The 20170-nt window shown below is 66.9% G+C and carries 18 protein-coding genes and 1 tRNA gene; 6 read left to right on the top strand and 13 right to left on the bottom strand.

Translation table 11 applies throughout. The annotated features are described in order from the left end of the window. From AC1DO7_RS15835 to AC1DO7_RS15805, 7 genes are all read right to left on the bottom strand, one after another. A partial coding sequence (locus AC1DO7_RS15835) for a glutathione S-transferase N-terminal domain-containing protein (RefSeq protein WP_477116305.1) occupies positions 1–305 on the bottom strand: 305 nt, incomplete at its 3' end. A 135-nt stretch (positions 306–440) separates the two neighbouring features. Further along, positions 441–1355, bottom strand: a complete 915-nt coding sequence (locus tag AC1DO7_RS15830) for a carbonic anhydrase (RefSeq protein ID WP_441613789.1) — start codon at positions 1353–1355, stop codon at positions 441–443. 89 nt (positions 1356–1444) lie between these two features. After that, entirely contained in the window at positions 1445–3175 is a 1731-nt protein-coding gene (locus AC1DO7_RS15825; RefSeq protein WP_441613790.1) for a serine hydrolase, read from the bottom strand. 482 nt (positions 3176–3657) lie between these two features. Beyond that, the gene (locus AC1DO7_RS15820) at positions 3658–3993 is read right to left on the bottom strand and encodes an EF-hand domain-containing protein (protein ID WP_441650171.1); all 336 of its coding nucleotides are present in this window, start codon (positions 3991–3993) and stop codon (positions 3658–3660) included. 369 nt (positions 3994–4362) lie between these two features. After that, a tRNA-Leu gene (locus AC1DO7_RS15815) sits at positions 4363–4449 on the bottom strand. Between the two features lie 128 nt (positions 4450–4577). Continuing rightward, positions 4578–5207: an MlaC/ttg2D family ABC transporter substrate-binding protein gene (locus AC1DO7_RS15810; protein ID WP_441650170.1), complete on the bottom strand. Its 630-nt coding sequence runs from the start codon at positions 5205–5207 to the stop codon at positions 4578–4580. Positions 5208–5320: 113 nt separating this feature from the next. Continuing rightward, on the bottom strand, positions 5321–5863 hold the full coding sequence (locus tag AC1DO7_RS15805; RefSeq protein WP_441650169.1) for a DUF3455 domain-containing protein: 543 nt from the start codon (positions 5861–5863) through the stop codon (positions 5321–5323). A gap of 516 nt (positions 5864–6379) precedes the next feature. Between AC1DO7_RS15805 and AC1DO7_RS15800 the strand changes: the two genes are divergently transcribed. Next, entirely contained in the window at positions 6380–8830 is a 2451-nt protein-coding gene (locus AC1DO7_RS15800) for a DUF3772 domain-containing protein (protein ID WP_441650168.1), read from the top strand. Between the two features lie 131 nt (positions 8831–8961). On the opposite strand, the gene AC1DO7_RS15795 is transcribed toward AC1DO7_RS15800, so the two are convergent. Together AC1DO7_RS15795 and AC1DO7_RS15790 are read right to left on the bottom strand one after the other, a co-directional pair. Beyond that, positions 8962–9399, bottom strand: a complete 438-nt coding sequence (locus AC1DO7_RS15795; protein ID WP_441613795.1) for a YciI family protein — start codon at positions 9397–9399, stop codon at positions 8962–8964. A gap of 165 nt (positions 9400–9564) precedes the next feature. Beyond that, positions 9565–10299 (bottom strand): GntR family transcriptional regulator, encoded by a 735-nt coding sequence (locus AC1DO7_RS15790; RefSeq protein WP_477116304.1) that lies wholly within the window; start codon positions 10297–10299, stop codon positions 9565–9567. A 140-nt stretch (positions 10300–10439) separates the two neighbouring features. Here AC1DO7_RS15790 and AC1DO7_RS15785 point away from each other — a divergent pair, with 140 nt between their 5' ends. From AC1DO7_RS15785 to AC1DO7_RS15770, 4 genes are read left to right on the top strand one after another with little or no spacing between them, the layout of a single operon-like run. Continuing rightward, a complete protein-coding gene (locus tag AC1DO7_RS15785; protein ID WP_441650166.1) occupies positions 10440–11816 on the top strand; it encodes a class-II fumarase/aspartase family protein in 1377 nt (458 codons plus the stop codon). A 22-nt stretch (positions 11817–11838) separates the two neighbouring features. Then, positions 11839–13245: a cation:dicarboxylate symporter family transporter gene (locus AC1DO7_RS15780; RefSeq protein WP_441650165.1), complete on the top strand. Its 1407-nt coding sequence runs from the start codon at positions 11839–11841 to the stop codon at positions 13243–13245. A gap of 41 nt (positions 13246–13286) precedes the next feature. Next, positions 13287–14288 carry a tripartite tricarboxylate transporter substrate binding protein BugD gene (locus AC1DO7_RS15775; protein WP_441613799.1) on the top strand — a complete coding sequence of 334 codons (1002 nt, stop codon included), beginning with the start codon at positions 13287–13289 and terminating at the stop codon, positions 14286–14288. A 5-nt stretch (positions 14289–14293) separates the two neighbouring features. Beyond that, positions 14294–15688: a class II fumarate hydratase gene (locus tag AC1DO7_RS15770; RefSeq protein WP_441613800.1), complete on the top strand. Its 1395-nt coding sequence runs from the start codon at positions 14294–14296 to the stop codon at positions 15686–15688. A 1-nt stretch (position 15689) separates the two neighbouring features. On the opposite strand, the gene AC1DO7_RS15765 is transcribed toward AC1DO7_RS15770, so the two are convergent. Further along, complete coding sequence (locus AC1DO7_RS15765; protein WP_441650164.1) at positions 15690–16619, bottom strand: 2-hydroxyacid dehydrogenase; 930 nt, start codon at positions 16617–16619, stop codon at positions 15690–15692. A gap of 2 nt (positions 16620–16621) precedes the next feature. Then, the gene (locus AC1DO7_RS15760; RefSeq protein WP_477116303.1) at positions 16622–17389 is read right to left on the bottom strand and encodes a class II aldolase/adducin family protein; all 768 of its coding nucleotides are present in this window, start codon (positions 17387–17389) and stop codon (positions 16622–16624) included. 117 nt (positions 17390–17506) lie between these two features. Here AC1DO7_RS15760 and AC1DO7_RS15755 point away from each other — a divergent pair, with 117 nt between their 5' ends. Next, positions 17507–18418 carry a LysR family transcriptional regulator gene (locus AC1DO7_RS15755; RefSeq protein WP_441650162.1) on the top strand — a complete coding sequence of 304 codons (912 nt, stop codon included), beginning with the start codon at positions 17507–17509 and terminating at the stop codon, positions 18416–18418. A gap of 75 nt (positions 18419–18493) precedes the next feature. Here AC1DO7_RS15755 and AC1DO7_RS15750 read toward each other — a convergent pair whose 3' ends face one another. Further along, positions 18494–18985: a flavodoxin family protein gene (locus AC1DO7_RS15750; protein WP_441650161.1), complete on the bottom strand. Its 492-nt coding sequence runs from the start codon at positions 18983–18985 to the stop codon at positions 18494–18496. 166 nt (positions 18986–19151) lie between these two features. Next, positions 19152–20081 (bottom strand): LysR substrate-binding domain-containing protein, encoded by a 930-nt coding sequence (locus AC1DO7_RS15745; RefSeq protein ID WP_441650160.1) that lies wholly within the window; start codon positions 20079–20081, stop codon positions 19152–19154. Between the last annotated feature and the right edge of the window lie 89 nt (positions 20082–20170).

The raw sequence follows: 20170 nt of genomic DNA, 5'->3' as shown, positions 1-20170 counted from the left end.
CAGTAGAGATCATCCAGCGTGCGCCGGATCATGTGGTCCAGGCCATGCTGCGCCTCGGTCAGCGACGCATCGATGGCCAGGCTGTACTTCTGCTTGAGATGCCGCACGATGGCGTCGCTGTCGCCGATCGCCTTGCCGTCGTCGTCCACATAGGGAAGCTGCCCGCGCGGGGCCAGCTTCGTGTCGAGGATATGGCGGTGCGCGAATGGCAGGCCGCTGAGCCGCAGGAAGGCAAAGACCTTGAGGCCGTAGGGATTGTTGTCTTCGAGGCCGAACAGGCCCGGGTAGGAAAAGAGGGTGATCATGCGCGCTCCTCTCGGGCCCTTCCCGCGGCCGTCTCAAGGGTTCGGGAAAATGCGGGCGACTTCAGGATCTTTGCACCGGCGCAAGGCGGCGCGCGTCAGGCGTTGCGGCCGCCGCGCCGCCTGCACGAGCGCGACCTACACCAGCGCGACCTTCCCGCTCTGCAGATCGTAGACCGCGCCGACGATGTCGATCTTCTTGTCGCCGTAGCGCTTCTGCACCACCGGCGGCGAGGCCTTGAGGCGGATCACCTGCCGCCGCACGTTCTCCGCGACCGCGCTGCCGGGCAGGTCGGCGGGCCCGGTCTTTTCCGCGGCGATCACCGCCGGCTTGATCGCCGCCACGAGGCCCGGCAGATGCCCGGGCAGGACCGCCTTGTCCTTCAGCACCTTGATCGCGGCGTCGACCGCGCCGCAGTTGGTGTGGCCGAGCACCACGATCAGCGGCACCCCCAGGAACTCGATGCCGTATTCCAGGGAGGCCAGCAAGTCGGGACTGACGATATTGCCGGCGACGCGCACGACAAACAGGTCGCCGGGCGCCTGGTCGAAGGCCAGCTCCGGCGCGACACGGGAATCGGCGCAACCCAGGATCGCGGCAATGGGGTACTGCACCTGCGCGCGGGCGGCGCGGCCGGACGAAAAATCGCGCTCGTCGGGCGTGTTCGCCGCATAGCGCGCGTTGCCGTCCATCAGCCGCTTCAACGCCTGCGCAGGCGCGATCGCGTTCTGCGGCGGCGCGCCCGGTGCCGGCGCATCGGCCGCGAGTGCGGCACCGATGCTCCACGGCGCCAGCGCGGCGAGCGCGCCGGTCCTCAGGAAGCCGCGGCGCGAAACATGGCTCGCATGCCGGGCGTCATCACACAGTTCACACAGATCGCACATCTCGTCCTCCCTTCGCCGTCCGATTCCGCGAGCCGCCGCAGCGGAGCACGGGCCCGGGGGCCGATGGCCGGCGACGTCGCGATTTGCGGCTGCCCGCAGCTTGCGCGAGCGCCTGCGATCCAGTCCGTGCAGGAAGGTTAGGAGATCCCGCGCGACATTGGGAGCCAATCTGGCGCCCGGCAAGCGCCGCCATCCGGAAAACCCGGCGGCGCCTCACCCGGGCCGGCAGGATCGGGCGGCACCATGCTGCACTGCGTTCAGGCCGGCATGACCGGTCGCGGCGCCAGGAACGTGCCATCCGGCTGGTAGAAGACGAGCGCGTCCACCACGCCCGGCGAGGGGCTGCGAAACGCGACGCGATATCCGGCGAGCCCCTCGATATCGAAGGACCGCCCGTCGAACGGCAACAACCGGCGAACCTGCTGCGTCGCAATGCGCAAGGTCAGCTCGCCCGCCGCGTCGAGCACGACATCGATTTCCTGCGCGCCATGCAGGAACCTGCCGGCGCACAACGCGCGGAAGGCGGGATCGAGCACATCGCCGGCGGCCTTGCGGCGAAAGACAATGTCCGCGACCATTGGCTCGAATGGTGCGGTGATCCGGTCGATGACGCCCTCCCGGTCATAGCCGAAGGTGAGTGCCAGGCAATCCGGATTGATCTCGGCCGGCTTGTCAGGGACGGTGAACACGTCGTAGTGGCGATGCTCGAGCGGCCCCGACATGCCGCGCCAGCACCACGCCAGCTTGCCACCCTCGCTGGCAATGCCGATCCGTCCGTAGGCCGGGTGTTCGTACTCGCCGACATAGTCGTCAAGCGCGTGGCTCGGTGCCGTTCCGGTGCGGCGCAATTCGCCGCGCGCCTGCCGGTCGACCTTCTGCTGGGCCAGCACCTCGCGGCGCATGGCGCGGAACCGCCCGAACCAGTCGACCGGCTGGTGGCCACAGAGCCGGTCGAACGCGGCATAGGCGAGAATTTCCGGCACGCTGCTGGCGTCGCGGTTGGTCAGCACCGCGACGCCGATCCGGCGTTCCGGCAGCATCGCCATCGCGGTGCCCCAGCCGACCCACGAGCCGGTATGCGACACCTTGCGCTCGCCGCGATAGTGCTCCACCGTCAGGCCGAGCCCGTAGTGACAGTCACCGACCTCGCTGAACACGGAGCGCCCGGCATGCACGTTCGGCGTCATCATCTGGCGCACGACATCTGCCGACAGCAACGGCTTGCCGTCGATGGCGCCCTCGTTCATGAGCAAGCGCATCCATCTTGCCAGGTCGGACACCGAGGCATTGAGCCCGCCGGCGGCTAGCGCGCGGATCGGCGTGAGCGTCGCGCGCCGGCTTTCTTCGCCCTGCCTGATGTGGGGATGCGCGTGGTCGGGCGCAGCGGCGAGCGCCTCGATGCCGAGTCCGAAATGCGCGAAGCCCAGCGGACCAAGCAGGCGCCCGGTGGTGAACGCCTCCCAGCGCTGCCCGCTGATGCGCTCCGCGATGTGCCCGGCCACCACATAGCCGAGGTTCTGGTACTGGTACGCAGCGCGCAGATCGCGGCTTGGCTCCAGATGGCGCAACGCCGCCAGGATCTGCGCCATGGAGAGGTCGCCCGGCGAGTGGATCCAGTCGTGGCGCGGCAGTCCGCTGTGGTGGGAAAGCAGATCCCGCACCGTCACGCGCTCCGTCGCCACGGCATCGTGCAGCCGGAACTCGGGGATGATGTCGCGCACGGGTTGCGCCCAGTCGAGCCTGCGCTCGTCCACCAGCAGCCCCAGCCCGGCGGCCGTGAAAGACTTCGTCAGCGAGCACAGGAGAAACTGCGTGTCTTCCGTCACGGGCAGGCCGGTGTCGGTATCCCGCACGCCATAGCCCTTCGACAGGAGGATCTCGCCATCCCGGATCACGGCGACGGCAACGCCCGGCACCCGCCACTCGTTCATCGACGCTTCGACAAGGCTATCGAAATCACGCAGCGCGGGGCTTTCCATCTTGTGCATGCTCGCTCGGGAAGAAGCCTGGAGGAAGGTGTGCCATCCGCGACGATTTTCCCGTTTCCCGCCAGCGCTCTCAAGTCGGCATTCACCCGAGTGCCTGCATTCGGGTTTATGCCAGCTTTTCGCAGGTTCTGCGTTGCGGTCTACTGAAGGCGAGTTGAGACGTGGCTGGAGCGTGGATCGGTACCGATTGGCTTGCCACTACATTCCAGCCGTGGATTCCTACTTCAGGAGACAAGACCATGGTGACCAAGCAGGATGATGCCTTCGTTCTGAAGAACCTTCTCGCGCTGGCGGCAGTGGAAGCGCTAGGCGGCGCGATTGCGCTAGGGTTCGCCTTCAACCTGCTGACCTGACTGCAAGGACCTCGGCGGTCCTTCATCGGCGTCACGTACTTCGCGTACTTCACGTACTTCAAGCACTCCACCTATTCGCGTTCCCCGGTGCCGGCCTGACGCCGGCCGGTCCCGGGGAACGTCGTCAACTCAGTTCAACCCGCCCGGATTCTGCGCAGTCGCGCGCTGCTTGGCCTTGGCAGCCCAGAACGCGCCAATCTGCCTTTGCGAGACCGAGCCGGTCTTCTTTACATCGATCTCGTCGAAGTGCTTGTAGACCTCGGGCATGCCGGCCTGCGCCTCCTCGCGCGTGAGCTTGCCGTCGTGGTCGGTGTCGGCAGCCTTGAACGTTTCGGCGAATTTCGCCTTGGCTTCCTTTGCGTTCATCGGCTGCTGCGGCTGCTGCGGCTGCTGTGCGCCGACGGTTCCGCATGCGAGGATGGCGGCCAGAGCCAGGCTGGCGGTCGACATTAGTCGTGGAATCATCAGAGTCTCCTTGAGCACTTCGATAATGAGTCCGGCCGGTCCCGCGCTTGTCCGCGGCCGGCCTGCTCTTGCTGGGGTCGGGAGAAGTCGATCCGCGGCCCCTTGGCAACGATCATGGTCGGCTTTCGGGTATTGCGGAATTCATTTGTTTCGGCAGCCGATATTAGACTTTCCGAGGGCGGACGGTGGCGCGAGGCAGGTCCGGCGCGGCGGCGGACCGCGCCATGCCGTACGCTGCAGCACGGCAACTTCCTGGAAATATCCCTGCCGGCGTGCCGGCGCGGACTGCGATCTTGCGGGATCGGGGGCAAGGCGGGGGGCGGAAAAAACAAAAGGCCTGCATCGCTGCAGGCCTTTTGCTTCATGACTTGGTGCCCAGGAGAGGACTCGAACCTCCACAGTGTTGCCACCGCTAGGACCTGAACCTAGTGCGTCTACCAATTTCGCCACCTGGGCAAGGTGAGCGGCGCATTTTACCGGACAATCCAGAAAATGCAAGCACCACTTGCCTGCCTGCGCGGAAATGGCCCGGATGCCGAACGCCAATGCGCAAACGGCGCAGCGGCGGCCGGCAACGGCCGATGTCACTGCCTGCCGGAGACAAGCCGGTCGTTGCGTTCGGCGAGGGACCGGATCAGGCCGTCCACGCCGCCTTGCTGGATGATGTCGTTGAATTGCTGGCGGTATGTCTGCACCAGCCACGCGCCGAGCACGTTCAGGTCATATACGCGCCAGCCTTCGGTGGTCTTGTGCAGGCGGTAATCGATCTGCAATGGCTGGCCGCCCGTCATATTGGTAGCGACCGTGCGCACCACCACGTCGGTCTCCGTCGGCTCGATGCGCGACGGCGGATACTCGATCTGCTGGTCCGGGCGGAGCTGCGCGATTGCGCCTGCGTAAGTGTGGATCAGCAGCAACTTGAACTGTTCGATCACCTGCTGCTGCTGTGCCGGCGTCGCCGCGCGCCAGTAGCGGCCCATGGCGAGCTGCGTGGTGCGGTGCAGGTCGGTGTAGGGAAGGATGTCCCGGTTCACGATCGATATGATCCGCGGGATATCGCCTGGCGCGACCGCATGCGTGCGCACCTCGTTGAGCAACTGCTGCGTCACGGTCTGGATCAGCGCCTGCGCCTTCGACTGGTCGTCGACCTGCGCAAAGGCCGCGCCGCTGAACGCGGACAACGCCAGGAAGGAAGTGATCAGGAATGCTTTCATCTGGGAACCTGCGCGGATAGTCGGTGCGTTCCCTATTGTGCGAGATTTTCCGGTGACCCGCCAAGGCGGGGCATTTCACCCGCCTCCGTCTCGCCACCGGCGGCCATCGGGCGCTATTCGATGAAGACGTAGTCGGCCCGGTAGGGCACGCGGTCTTCCTGCCCTTCCTGCGTGCAGGCCTGGGGCAGCGCCACGCCGCCATGCGTATTCAGCCGCTGGACGTAGCGCGCGGACCCCAGCAGGCCGGCGCCGCCGACACTCGTCGCCTGCAACAGCAATAGCGGAATGCTGCCCGGCTCCCGCGCATTCGCCGCCTGCCGCAAAACCTTGCCGGTCAGCTTGCTGCCATCGGGCGCTTCCCAGCTCGGGCCGGCGTAGTGCTTGACGGCGAGCTTGCCGCCGGCGTCGTACAGGTCTGCCTCGGGCGCCTTGAAGCTCCATAGCAATTGCCCGTTCTGATCGCGCTTGCACAGGTAGATCTGCACGCCGGAGGCGCGCATGGTGGCGATCGTGCGGACCGCATCGGCGGGCTGGAGATCGGGCGGCGCGGCGCCCTTGTCGACGGCACAGCCCGTCACGGCGCAGCAAGCCAGCGCGCATGCCATGCCGCGCACGATGCGCTTCGCCCTGCCACTACTGCGGGAACCCGGCAACATACGGCCTCCTTGCCCAAGCCTAGGCAGCATAGTACTTGGCGGACCGGGCTGCCAGGATGGCGCCGCGATCTGCGCCGTGTTCGCCGCGTTCGCCGCGGCATGTCCGCGCTCGCCCGCCGCGACGGCTCGGGCGCCATCTTGACCGGCACGCAAACAGCAAGGCGCGTCGCCTGGCGGCACCGCGCCGTGTGACTTGAACGCTTGCGTATAATCCAGGTTTCCGCGATCCGCTCGCCAGCGAGCCAGCCGATCGCCTGAATCCCGGTCATCACACCCCGCGCCAGCCAGGCCGGTGCAGGCCCCGAGCGCGGTAACACCGCCAGGCCACTGACCACCCCTCGCGGAAGTGGATCGCCGGTCATGCGGCGCCCCTTCCTTGTGTTCCTCCCCGGCGCCCCGGCYGTCCAGCACCTCGATTGTCGTTCCCCGACGCTCCGCCAGCAGGCGAAGCCACGACAATCGCAAGCCATTGTGCGATTGCCGGCTCAGCCAGACCATCCGAAACGTGTTTCCGCTATGAGCCATTTTCCCAAGCTCGCGCTGAGCCTTGTGCTGGTCGCACTGTTCCACCTGACGCCGGCGGCCCTGCCGGCAGCCCTTGCCGCCGAAGCGGCGTCGGAGGCCGCCGCATCGCAGCCGGCTATCCTGACGCACGCCGAGGCGGTGGCCGAGCTCAAGCGCCTGCAGACCGAGCAGGATCGCATCAAGCAACTGGCGTCGAGCGCCACCAGCGGCACCAAGCTCGACGGGCTCGACGACGTCATCCAGCAACTGGCGACGGACGTCGACAAGCTGGCCACGGCATTGACGCCCCAGCGCGCGCAGTTGCAGGCACAGCTCGATGTGCTCGGCCCGCCGCCCGAAGCCGGCAGGACGCCGGAGGCACCCGCCGTCGTGCGGCAACGGGCTGACCTCAATGCGCGCAGGGCGCAAATGGACGTCGAGCTCAAGCAGGCGGCCGAGAGCAAGGAAAACATCGCCAACCTGAAGTCGCAACTCGGCAAGCTGCAGCGCAGCCAGATGAAGAACCAGCTCGCCTTGCGCTCGGAAAGCATCCTGAACCCGCAGTTCTGGGCGCCGTTGTCCGCGCCGTCGATGGACGACCAGGAGCGGCTGGGCGAATTCAAGGAACAGCTCGTGTCGATGCTGCAACTGGCGTGGCAGCCCGGGCAGCAGGCCGTCACCGCCGCGCTCCTCCTGCTCGCCCTCGCCGTGTGGACACTCGGCCGGCTGCTGATCGAGCGGGCGCTGGCATGGTTCTGCCTGACGCGGCTGCCGGAAAGCCGGTTGCGCCGCAGCGCCCTGGCGCTGGCGACTACGCTGACCACCCTGGTGACGACGGCCCTCGCGGTACAGATCGCCTACACCGCCTTCACCCGCCACTATGCATTGCCGCCTGAACTGCAGGACCTGCTCAGCGAACTGGCGAAGCTGACCTTGACCAGCGCGCTGATCGCGGGCCTGGGGCGGGCGCTGCTGTGCACGCGCCACCCGTCGTGGCGCCTGCCCGCGCTGGCCGACCCGGTGGCGCTGGCAATGAAGCCGTTCCCGACCGTGCTGGCCGGCCTGTTGCTGCTGGCCGGTACGCTCGAACAACTCAACCGGACCGCCGACACCAGCGTGCAGGTCACGCTGCTGGGCCGCGGCCTGGTCTCGCTGGTGGTGGTGCTGACCATCGGCGCGGCGCTGCTGCGGGCCAACCGCGTGCGCACCGCGCTGGCGGCGGCCGGTGAGCCGCCAGAAGCGCGAGCCGCGCTGGCAGGCATGATCCACGCCGGCGTGACGATCACGATCATTGCCTCGCTCGGCGCCCTGCTGGTCGGCTATATCAGCTTCGCGCGCTTCCTGACCTACGAGCTGGTCTGGTTCGACATCGTGCTGTGCAGCCTGTACCTGCTGACACGGCTGACGCGCGATATCTGCCAAGGCCTGTTCTCGTCGCATCACACCAGTGGCCGCGTGATCAAGCAGCTGTTCGGCGCGAACGACAGCCACCTGGAGCAGGTCTCCACCGTGTTGTCCGGGATTGGCGCGAGCCTGCTGCTCCTGGTGGCCGTGATCGCCCTGCTGACCGGCGGCTTCGGCACCACGCCCGTCGACCTGCTCAACAGCCTGCTGACAGTGCTCGGGGGCGAGAGGCTGCGCAGCCTCAACATCATGCCCGAGCGCATCATGAACGCGATGATCGCGCTGACGGCCGGCATCTGGCTGCTGCGCTCGGTGCGCCGCTGGCTCGACGCGGAACTGCTGCCCAAGGTCTTCACGGAGCCCGGCCTGCGCGCCTCGCTGATCACGCTGTTCAGCAATGTCGGCTACGTGCTGGTGGTACTGCTGACCTTGTCGCTGCTGGGCGTCAGATGGGAGAACCTGGCCTGGATCGTCAGCGCGCTGTCGGTTGGCATCGGCTTCGGCCTGCAGGAGATCGTCAAGAACTTCGTCTCGGGGCTGATCCTCCTGACCGAGCGGCCGGTCAAGGTGGGCGACATGGTCAGCATCGGCGGCGTGGAGGGCGACATCCGGCGCATCAATGTGCGCGCGACGGAGATCCAGCTCGGCGACCGCTCCACCGTGATCGTGCCGAACTCGCAGCTGATCTCGCAGAACCTGCGCAACGTGACCATGAGCAACAGCACCCAGGGCGTGGCGACATTGCTGCTGACCTTCCCGCTGAACATCGATCCGGAGCAGGTGCGAGACCTGCTGCTCGATGCCTATCGCGAGAACGAGACCATTCTCGACCTGCCCGCGCCGTCGGTCACGTTCAGCCAGCTCGCGCCGAACGGGATCACGCTGAGCGTGACGGGCTATGTCGGCAGCCCGCGCATCGCCACCACCACCAAGAGCGATCTGCTGTTCGAGATCCTCAAGCGGCTGCGCGCGGCCGATATCGCGCTGTCGGTGCCGCAGACGCTGAGAGTCGAGAACATGCCGGCGCCGGGCACGGAATCGCTGGCGGCGGCCGGCTAGGACCCCCGGCGCGGAAGCGGTTGGTGAGGTAGCGCTTCACCGACGTGCGCGCGAAGCCGGGACCGGCGGCGAGATCCCGCGGCCCGCCATGGGACCGGAGGACGCCGCCAGTGCCCCGGGGTGGGCAGGCCTCAGCGCGGCCCGCCCGCGTTGCCCGCGGCCTCGGCGCGCACGCGCTCTTCCTGCGCCCGCAGCTCGGGCGTGAATTCATCGCCGAAATCGGCGGCCTCGAACAGCGGGCGGATTTCGATCTCGGAGTCGCCTTCCATGGGGTTGGGGCAGCGCCTGACCCATTCCACCGCCTCTTCCATCGACTTGACCTGCCAGAGCCAGAACCCGGCGACGAGCTCCTTGGTCTCCGCGAACGGGCCGTCGATCACGCTGCGCTGGCTGCCCGAGAAGCGCACCCGCTTGCCCCTGGCGCTCGGATGCAGGCCCTCGCCCGCGAGCATCACGCCCGCCTTGACCAGTTCTTCGTTGAACTTGCCCATCGCCGCGAGCAGCTCCTCGCCGGGCATCTTGCCGGCTTCCGACTGGCTCGTCGCCTTTACCATCACCATGACACGCATCGTCTTTCTCCTGGAACAAGTGGCTGGAGCCGCGCGGCCGCGCGGCCACGAAGCCGGTTCAGGGCCCGCGGGATGCGGGCCCGACGGGCAGCTCTGACACTACGACGGGCCGGGGCACCGGAAATCGACACCGCCCGCGAAAAATCCGCGCCGCGGCAATCCTGCTCACRCGCCCGAGCGCTGTAGTCGCATCGATACGGAATACCGCTCGGCGGGATGCACGGTCACGGATACCTCGAACGCCTCGCCAGCCGTGTCCAGATAGCGGCGCACGATCTTCAGCGCCGCGGCACCCACCTCCAGCTGCAAGGCGTGCGCCATGGCCGCATCCGTCACCGTGCAGGCGCGGATGTCCTGGTAGATCTCCGCGATGTGGCGGCCATAGCGCTCTTCGATCAGCGCGCTGATCAGGGTGCCCGGCGATGCGCGCACGATGTCGCCAAGGTCCGCGTAGGCCGGATCGACATAGACGTCGGTCCAGCCGATCGGTGAGCCGCCCGCCTCCCCGACCATCCGCAGGCTGGTGATGCGCAGCCACCGCGTGCCGCTTGCGCAACCCAGCTCAGCGGCCAGCGCGCCGGTCGCTTCCAGCGACTCCACCGAGCGCACCACCCGCAGGTGTTCCGAGCCGAACTGCACGAGGTCATCCACCGAAGCCAGGGTCGGGCGAAAGACATTGGTTGGCCTGGCCGCCTCGACCCGCGTGCCTACATTCTTGCGCCGCGATACCAGTCCCAGCTGCTGAAGCTCCTGCAACGCCGCCCGGATCGTGTGGCGGCTGGTCTGGTACTGCTCGCACAACTCAAGTTCGGTCGGCAACAGCGAGCCAACCGGGAAACGTCCCGAGGTAATGCCATCCGTGAGTTCACGGGCGATGCTTGCGAAATGGGGTCTGCTCATAAGGCGGAATCTTGGGCCAGGGGAATCACATTTGTCCAGCTGCGGGTTAACACTGGTTTGCTGAATATGTTCGGACATACTAAAGTATAGATATGTCCGAACATATTGACACCCCCCTTCACCAGCACCAAGAGACCCTCATGCCGAATCCCACCCTCCCCATGGCCAGCACCGTCGTCGACTCCATCCTGTTCCGCGATGCCTTTGGCACGCAGAAGATGCGCCAGATCTTTTCCGACGGGGCGCTGATCCAGCGCTATATCGATGTCGAAGTCGCCCTGGCGGCGGCCGAAGCACGCGTCGGCGTGATTCCCGCCGAGGCGGCGGCAGTGATCGCGCGGGAATCGCGCCTCGAGCGCATCGACTTCGATCACATGCGCGAGGAAACCGATATCGTCGGCTACCCGATCCTGCCGCTCGTGCACCAGCTTGTCGCGATGTGCGGCGAGGCCGGCCGCTTCGTGCACTGGGGCGCCACCACGCAGGACATCATGGACACCGCCGTCGCGCTGCAGGTGCGCGACGCGCTCGATTCCATCGACGCCGACATCCGCGAACTGCGCGGCATCCTGGCGGGACTGGCGAAGACGCACCGCGACACGCCCATGGCCGGCCGCACCCACCTGCAGCAGGCGCTGCCGGTGACCTTCGGCTACAAGGTCGCGATCTGGCTGGCGATGTTCGATCGCCATCAGCAGCGCATCGCCGAACTGCGCCCCCGCGTGGCCGTGGTCGAATTCGCCGGCGCGGCCGGCACCCTGGCCTCGCTCGGCGACCAGGGCTTCGCGGTGCAGGAAGCGCTGGCCGAAGAACTGGGGCTTGGCGTGCCCGACACCACGTGGCACGTGGCGCGCGACGGCTTCGCCGAGGCCGTGAACCTGCTCGCGCTCGTCACCGGCTCGCTTGGCAAGATCGCGCTCGACATCATGATCATGGCCTCGACCGAGTTTGCCGAGGTCTACGAGCCCTTCGTCAAGGGCCGCGGCGCCAGCAGCACGATGCCGCAGAAGCGCAACCCCATCTCCAGCGAACTCATGCTCGCCGCATCGAAGGCCGTGCGCCAGCACGCGGGGTTGATGGTGGATGCGATGGTGCAGGACTTCGAGCGGGCCACCGGCCCGTGGCACGCCGAGTGGATCGCCATCCCCGAGAGCTTCATCCTGACGGCCGGCGCGCTGCACCAGGCCAAGTTCGCGCTCGGCGGCCTGATCGTCGACACGGAGCGCATGAAGCACAACCTCGGCATCTCCAGGGGCCTGATCGTGGCGGAGGCCGTGATGATGGGCATGGCCCCGCATATCGGCCGCCAGCAGGCCCATGACGTGGTCTACGACGCCTGCCGCACGGTCAACGAGCAAGGCGGCTCCCTCGCCGACGCGCTGGCCGCCCTGCCCGAAGTCACGAAGCACTTCGACCGCGCCGCCATCGAGCGGCTCACCGACCCGTGCAACTACCTCGGCCTCGCGCCGCAGATGGTTGACCGCGCCATCGCACGCTCCGCGCGCGTGCCTGCCTGAACTGAGGGTGGAGGAAGACAATATGTACAACGAAACCAAGCAAACCCCCGAGGCGCCGCCGCCGGCGCGCAAGCTCCCGTGGTACCGCAAGCTGGGCATGCAGGTGCTGCTGTCCCTGGTGCTCGGCATCATCGTGGGCTTCGCCTTCCCGAAGTTCGCCTCGCAGCTCAAGCTGCTGGGCGACATGTTCCTGTCGCTGATCAAGGCGGGCGTGGCCCCGCTGGTGTTTCTCACCATCGTGCATGGCATCGCGTCGGCCGGCGACGTGAAGAGCGCGGGCCGGGTCGGCTGGCGCTCCATCGTCTACTTCGAGGTGATCTCCACCATCGCGCTGGTCGTTGGCCTGCTGGCCGGCAACCTGCTGCAGATCGGCAAGGGCATGACGAGCGTTGCGGCAGGCGCCGCGCCGCCGGTCGCCAAGGCGGCGGCGCCGCAAGGCTTCCTGGAGTTCATGGCCCACATCGTGCCGGACTACTTCGTGGGCGCGTTCGCCAAGGGCGAACTGCTGCAGGTGGTGGTACTGGCCGTGATGGTCGGCATCGGCATCCTGGCGATTCCCGAAGGCCGGCGCGAGAAGATCAACGGCGGCCTGGACACCATCTCGGAGGTGCTGTTCTCGTTCATCAACCTGGTGATGAAGCTCGCGCCGATCGGCACCTTCGGCGCCGTGGCCTACTCGGTCGGCAGCAACGGCGCGGCGGTGCTGGTTGCGCTGGCGCAACTGGTGCTGAGCTTCTACGCCGTGGTGGCGCTGTTCATCGCGGTGGTGCTGGGCCTGATCGCCAGGCTGGCGGGTTTCAGCCTGTGGCGCTTCCTGCGCTACATCAAGGATGAAATCCTCATCGTGCTGGGCACCGCGTCCTCGGAAAGCGCGCTGCCGCGCCTGCTGATCAAGCTGCAGCGCCTGGGCTGCGCCAAGCAGACGGTGGGGCTGGTGCTGCCCACGGGCTATGCCTTCAACCTCGACGGCACCTCTCTGTTCATGGCGATGGGCGTGATGTTCATCTCCCACGCCTACGGGGTACCGCTCTCGCTCGATCACCAGATCGGCATCCTGCTGCTGATGCTGCTGACATCGAAAGGCGCGGCGACCGTCTCGGGCGGCTCCTTCGTGGTGTTCGCCGCGACCGTCACCTCCACCGGCATGCTGCCGGTCGAGGGGCTGGCGGTGATCTTCGGCGTCTATCGCTTCCTGTCGATGGCGATCTCGACCTGCAACACCATCGGCAACAGCGTGGCGACCGTGGTGGTGGCGAAGTGGTCCGGCACGTTCGACCCGGAAGTGGCCGCGCGCCATCTCTACCCGGAGCGCTATCCCGATGCCGCGGCCGCCGATGCCGCGCTGGACGACGGCAACCTGCTGGGCGAAGACGCCAGCGAGGCCAACCCGCATACCCCCGGCATTCCGCTGTCGAAGGCCACGACCTGAAGCTCACAAGAACATATCCGCCCACCCGGAGGAGACCATCCATGACCCGTACCAAGCCCTCGTTTCTTGCCACCCTGGCGCGCGTGGCCGGCGCCGCGGCGCTGATCGCCGCCAGCCATCCGGCCGCCGCGCAAGGCTATCCCGCCAAGCCGGTCACGTGGATCGTCCCGTTCGCCGCCGGCGGGCCCACCGATGCCCTGGCGCGCACCATCGCGGAGCGCGTATCGCGCGAAGTCGGCCAGTCGATCGTGATCGACAACTCGCCCGGCGCCGGCGGCACGGTGGGCGCGGCCAAGGCCGCGCGCGCCGCGCCCGATGGCTACACCATGCTGGTCGGCCACATGGGATACATGGGCGCCGCTCCGGCGCTGTACAAGAAGCTTGCCTACGATCCGGTCAGGGACTTCGCGCCGGTGTTCCGCTTTCCGGATACGCCGATGGTATTGATGGTCCGCAAGGACCATCCGGCCAAGGACATCCGCGCGCTGGTCGACTTCGGCAGGAAGAACCCCGGCAAGCTCTTCATCAGCAACGCCGGCATGGGCTCCAGTTCGCATCTGATCGCCGCCCTGTTCGCGTCGGCTGCCGGCATGAAGGTGTCCCTGGTGCCCTACAAGGGCGCGGGGCCGGCGCTGATCGATGTCATCGGCGGCCAGGTCGACGGCATGTTCGACCAGACCAATACCGCCTTGCCGCAGATCACGGAGTCCAAGGTGCGCCCGCTTGCGGTGACCTCGGCCACCCGCGTGGCGCAGCTCAAGGACGTCCCCACGCTGGCCGAGAGCGTGTTGCCGGGCTTCGAGGCCGCGACCTGGTACGGGATCTATGCGCCAAAGGGCACGCCGCAGGCGGCGCTCGACAAGATGCAGGAGGCTTACCTCAAGGTCATGTCGGATCCGGCGTTCACCGCGAAGATGGCAGGCCAGGCGATCCAGATGCTGCCGCGCGAACAATACACGGGCCGCGCGCTCGGCCTGCACACCGAAGCCGAGATCGCGCGCTGGAAGGCCGTGGCGGCAAAAACGAACATCTCACTGGACTGAAGACGATGACCATGACCCGAGTCGAGCACGACGCCTTCGGTCCGGTGGACATTCCCGCAGACCGCTACTGGGGCGCGCAGACGCAACGCGCCCTCGGCCTGTTCACGGTGGGCGAGGAACGCTTCCCGGCCTGCCTGATCCGCGCCTTCGGCCTGCACAAGATGGCGGCGGCGCGCGCCAACGTGCGCTGCGCGGCGCTGGACGCGGGGCTGGCGCAGAGCATCGTCGCGGCCGCCGGGGAACTGCGCGACGGCCGCTTCGACACGCACTTCCCGCTCACCATCTGGCAGACCGGCTCCGGCACCCAGACCAATATGAACGCGAACGAAGTGATCGCGAATCGCGCCAACGAGTTGCTGGGCCAGCCGCTGGGTACCAAGTCGCCCATCCATCCCAACGACCATGTCAACGCCTCGCAGTCCTCCAACGATAGCTTCCCGAGCGTGATGCAGATGGTCGCGGCGCTGGAAGTCAGAGACCGGCTGCAGCCGGCCTTCGCCTGCCTGCGCGATGCGCTCCTGGACCGCGCCCATGCCTTCGCGGACGTGATCAAGGTGGCCCGCACGCACCTGATGGACGCCGTGCCGATGCGCATGGGCCAGGCGTTCGAGGGATTCGCCGCGCAGGCCGCCAATGGTCTCGCGCGGCTCGACAGCGTGCTGCCGCGCCTGCTGGAATTGCCGCAGGGCGGCACGGCGGCGGGCACCGGCCTCAATGCACCCGCGGGATTCGACCAGGCGTTCTGCGAGGAAGCCGGCCGGCTCGCCGGCCTGGCGTTCCGCCCCAGCCCCTGCAAGGTGGAGGGCATGTCCGCGCACGATGCGCTGGTCGAACTCTCCGGCGTACTCAACGTCATGGCCACCTCCCTGACCAAGATCGCCAACGACCTGCGCTGGATGGGGTCGGGACCGCGCTGCGGCCTGGGAGAACTGACGATTCCGGATGATGGCCTGACGTCGTCGATCATGCCGGGCAAGCGCAATCCGACCATCGCGGAGGTGGCCGTGCAAGCGGCCATCCAGGTCATGGGCAATCACGTCGCGGTCACCATGGCGGGCGCATCCGGCAACTTCGAACTGAATGTCGCCAAGCCGGTGCTGATCCACAACGTGCTGCAGTCGATCCGCATCCTGTCGGACAGTGCCCGCCTGCTGGCCGAAAAGCTGGTCGCGGGACTCGAGGTGAACCAGGAGAAGCTGGCCGCCAACGTGGAGGGTGCGCTGCTCGCCGTGACCGCACTGAATCCGGTCATTGGCTACGACCGTGCCGCGCAGATTACCCGCACCGCCATCGCGCTCGGCATCACGCCGCGCGCCGCGGCGATGCAACTGGGCCTGCTGAGCGGGGAAGACTACGACCGGCTGGTCAATCCCGAGCGCATGGCGAAGGGGCTCCCCTGAACTAGTACCCCCGTGCGCGATCGACTTCGTTCAACACGGCCAGGCCGCTCCTGACCCGACGCACGTTCTCCACGCACTGCTGCGCGACGAGATCGAACGAGGCCTGGGCGGCGATATGCGGCGTGGCCAGGATGCGAGGGTGGCGCCAGAGCGCGGAGTCCGCGGGCAGCGGCTCGGCACGGTAGACGTCGAGCGCCGCGCCCGCCAGATGCCCGCTGTCCAGCAGCGCGATGAGATCGGACTCCACCAGATGCTCGCCGCGCCCCACGTTGACCAGGTATGCGCCTTGCGGCAGCTGCGACAGTCGCCTGCGATCCAGGATCTCATGGGTGTCGGCGGTCAGCGGCAGCGTGCAGACCAGGATATCGCTCTGCGACAGCAGCGTCCCGAGTTCGCTCTCGCCGGCAAAGGTGGCGATACCCGGCAAGGCTTTCCTGCTCCGGCTCCAGCCGGCCACATGAAACGCCGCGCCGTGCATGGCGCGTGCCACCGCCTGCCCGATCTGCCCGAGACCGAGGACGCCCACCCGCGTCTTCTGCGCCGGGCGAACCGGATGCCGGTGCCATTCGACCCGCAACTGCTGGGCTTCATAGCAAGGCAGTTCGCGCGTATGGCGCAATGTCACCGCCAGCACGTACTGGGCGATCTCCAGYGGCTGGCGCGGGTCGACCACGCGGGTGACCGGCATGCCGGGCGCAAGGTCTGTCGCCGAGAGCAGCTTGTCCACGCCGGCGCTCGGCGCGCTGATCAGCTTGAGAGCGGGGTACGACGAGGCGACGCCGTCTTGCAGGCTCCACGCCATGATGCACTCGACTTCCGGCACGGGGGCTTGCGCCGCGCTTGTCCACACGGGAATGTCGGGCGCAGCCTTGCGCAGTGCATCGGCCAGTGGCGCGGACAGCGATGGATGGATCAGAACCAGGATGCCCATGTTCAGGTCCTGAACGAGGGATCGATGCGGTCCAGGCGTCGCAGCAGCCCGGGCCAGACCAGGCCGGCGCCCTGGCCCTTGGTGACCTCCTTTGCCTGCCCGGCCATGCCTTCGAGGATGGATGCCGGCACGTGGGTCAGGCTGGTGCCGCCGCTTTGCGCCAGGATCTGCACGCGGCATGCGGTCTCCAGCGTGTACATGGCCAGGAAGGCTTCGGCGATGGTGCTGCCGCATGTCAGCAAGCCATGGTTGCGCAGGATCATGTTGCTGGCTGTGCCCAGGTCCGCCACCAGCCGCGCGCGCTCGGCGTCTCGCAGTGCCAGGCCTTCGTAGTCGTGATACGCGAGCGCGCTGAGCGGAAACATCGATTGCTGGGAGATCGGCAGCAATCCCTCGCGCTGCGCCGAGACGGCAATGCCGTGCAGCGTATGGGTGTGCAGCACGCACTGCACATCGGGCCGCGCCTCGTGGACTGCGCTGTGGATCAGAAAGCCGGCCGGATTCACCAGGTGCTCGGTCGGCCCGACCGGCGCGCCGCCGTGGTCCACCTTCACCAGACTGGAAGCCGTGATCTCCTCGAACATCAGCCCGTAGGGGTTGATCAGGAAGTGCTGAGGCGCGCCGGGCACGCGCGCGGAGATGTGGGTGAAGATTAGGTCGTCCCAGCGGAAATGCGCGACCAGCCGATAGCRGGCCGCCAGGTCCACGCGGGTGCGCCACTCCGCATCGGTCATGTCTGTGCCGGCATGCGGCTCGGTATGTGCTGTCATAGGTTGACTCCAGGATTTGCGGGGSGAAACTCAGTGAAGCTGTCCCATACTGGAAGCATTGCAACCTATCGTCAAATGCAATATTTTTCRGTTTTCCATGCGTAAAAACTTAATTTCATGGCCCTGAGGAAGTACCAGCACTTTGTCACCCTGATCGAGGCCGGCAGCTTTGCCAGGGCGGCGGACGAACTGCACCTGTCGCAGCCTGCCTTGACGCGCAGCATCCAGGCCCTCGAAAGCGAGCTGGGCAAGATGCTGATCGACCGGGCCTACGGGCGTGCCGCGCTGACCGCCGAGGGCCTGGTCGTGCTGGAGCGCGCGCGGCGCATGCTGCGCGAAGCCCGCGAGATGAAGCGCGACCTGGAAATGATGCAGGATCTGACCCGCGGCCATATTCGCGTAGGTTTCGGCGCACTTGCCGCGTCGTTTCTGCTGGACCCTGTGCTTGCCATGCTGCTAGGCCGCTATCCCGGCCTGCGCGTGGACGTCGAGATCGATGAGGCGCGCGCATTGGGCGAGCGGATCGAAGCGGAGGAGCTGGATGTTTTCCTTGGGGAGAGCACCAGCATCGACAAGCGTCCTCAGTTGCTCGTCGAAGACTTGCCGCCGATCGAAACCGGCTTCTTCGTGCGCGCAGGCCATCCGCTGGCGCGCAAGTCGGCAGTGGCGCTGCAAGACCTGCTGGGCTATCCGGTCGCCGGCCCGCATCTGCCGAAGAGAATCGCCGCGATGCTTCGCCAGCGCCTGGACGAACAGGTCCCCGGCACTGCTCGCGATCTGCTGACGGTGGCTTGCGACCAGTTGCTGACCGTTCGCTCGCTGGTGCTGGAAACCGAAGCGGTGGGTCTCGTGCCCAGCGAGATGATGAAGGCCGAATGCGCCGCGGGAACGGCGCGCAGGCTCGCCGTGCTGGGCTTCGATGACATGTGGTCGCCGTATGGCGTCGTCACGCTGGCCGGGCGCACGCGGTCACCGGCGACGCAGGCATTTATCGCGATCCTGCAGGAGAGCGTTGCGCGCTACAGGTAGCCGGCCAAGTCCCCGATGGATTTGCCACGCCATCCCGACGATATGCCCGGGCTTGCGCGATCGTCCGCGGCCACGTCAGAACACGCCCAGCGCGATGCCGGCCGCCAGTCCGGCGCCGAGCTCGGCACAGCGAGCGAGATCATCGGCGCTTATTTCCTTGCGCGCCAGAATGCGTTCGGGCGTCTGTGCATGGGTACAGACGATCAGGCCTGGCGCCACGCAGTTGAGCCGCCATCCGGTGGCGATGCGTTCGACCTGACGCAGTGCGTTCTGCCCGTCGCTGCCGGCGCAGATCATGGCCGCGTACGGGCGGCCGTTCACCTGGTCAAGCGCCGCGTAGTAGCAGCGATCGAAGAAGTCCTTCATCAGCCCGGACATCGAAGCCAGGTTTTCCGGCGTCGCGAACAGGTAGCCGTCGGCCGCCAGCACATCGTCCGGGCCGGTCTCGGACGCACGCTGCAGCCTGACCGCGACGCCCGACTGGGTGCGCGCCGCGCCGGCTGCCGCCTCGGCCATCTGCTGTGTTCCCCCGGTCATCGTGTGGTAGATGATCAGCAACGTCTTCATTCATGCTCCGCCATATGCAGGTCCGCGGGTCCGCGGGTCCGCGGGTCCGCAGGTCCGGTCAGCCAGGAATCGCCCAACCTGTCCGGGTTCTCGCAAAGGTAGCCCTCGATTCCCGTCGACGTCAACTTCGGCAAGCGAGCAGGCGCTTGCGGGCCGCATGGCAGGGCTACCCGCCTTTCTTGCGTGATTCGCTTGCCATCGCGGGCTTTTGAAACTGCGCCACCAGGAAGTCGATGAACGTCCTTGCACGGGCGGTCTGATTTCGACGTTGCGGGTAGTAGACAAAGAGATCGGCCGACGGCAGCGCGAAATCGGGCAATACCACCCTCAACCTTCCGCTTTCCAGATACTTCGCCAGATCCCACTCGGACCGTATCAGGATTCCATGGCCATCGAGCGCCCAGCCGAGCACGATATCGCCGTCATTGCTGGACAGCGCGCCGTCAACCTTCACCACTTCACTCTGCCGCTTGTGCAGAAACCGCCAGACGCCGTGGGCGCCGTCGTTCTGCCTGTGGATGATGCAACGGTGGCTTACCAGTTCGGCGAGCGTCGTCGGCGTCCCGAACTTGTCGAGATAGACCGGTGACGCGCAAAGAAACCGGCGGTTCGACATGATCCGCCTGGCGTTCAAGCGATTGTCGGGCAAGGCCCCGAACCGGATCGCGAGATCGAACCCGCTCTCGACCAGGTCCACGGGCCTGTCAGTGACCTCCAACTGCACTTCGACGTTGGGATAGCGCCTGGCGAAATCGGAGACGAGCGGCGCAATGGTGGTGCGACCGAAGCCCAGCGTGGCGTTGACACGCAGGAGACCGCGAGGCTCGGCTCCGCTGCTCGATACGGCATCTTCCATTTCACGAAGGTCCGCGAGGATCCGCGTCGCATAGGCGAGGTAGGTTTCGCCTTCGTTGGTCAGGCTGATGCTGCGTGTCGTGCGGTTGACCAGGCGCACGCCCAGCCGGCCCTCCATGAGCGCCAGCCGCTTTGTCGCCGCCGGCGGCGTCAGGTCGAGTTCGCGCGCCGCGGCCGACAGGTTGCCGTGACGCGCCACCAGCACGAAGAACTCCAGTTCGGAGGCGAGGTCAGTTTTCACTCAAAGTGAATAATCAAATTAATTTGATTCAATTTTAGTTCACGCTCCAGCCACTAAGCTACCGATTCCCACACCCCACGCACCGTAGC

This window comes from Cupriavidus sp. 05N40, assembly GCF_056397305.1.
Note: the sequence above shows the minus strand (reverse complement) of the source record. Positions and strands in the feature narration are given on the sequence as shown.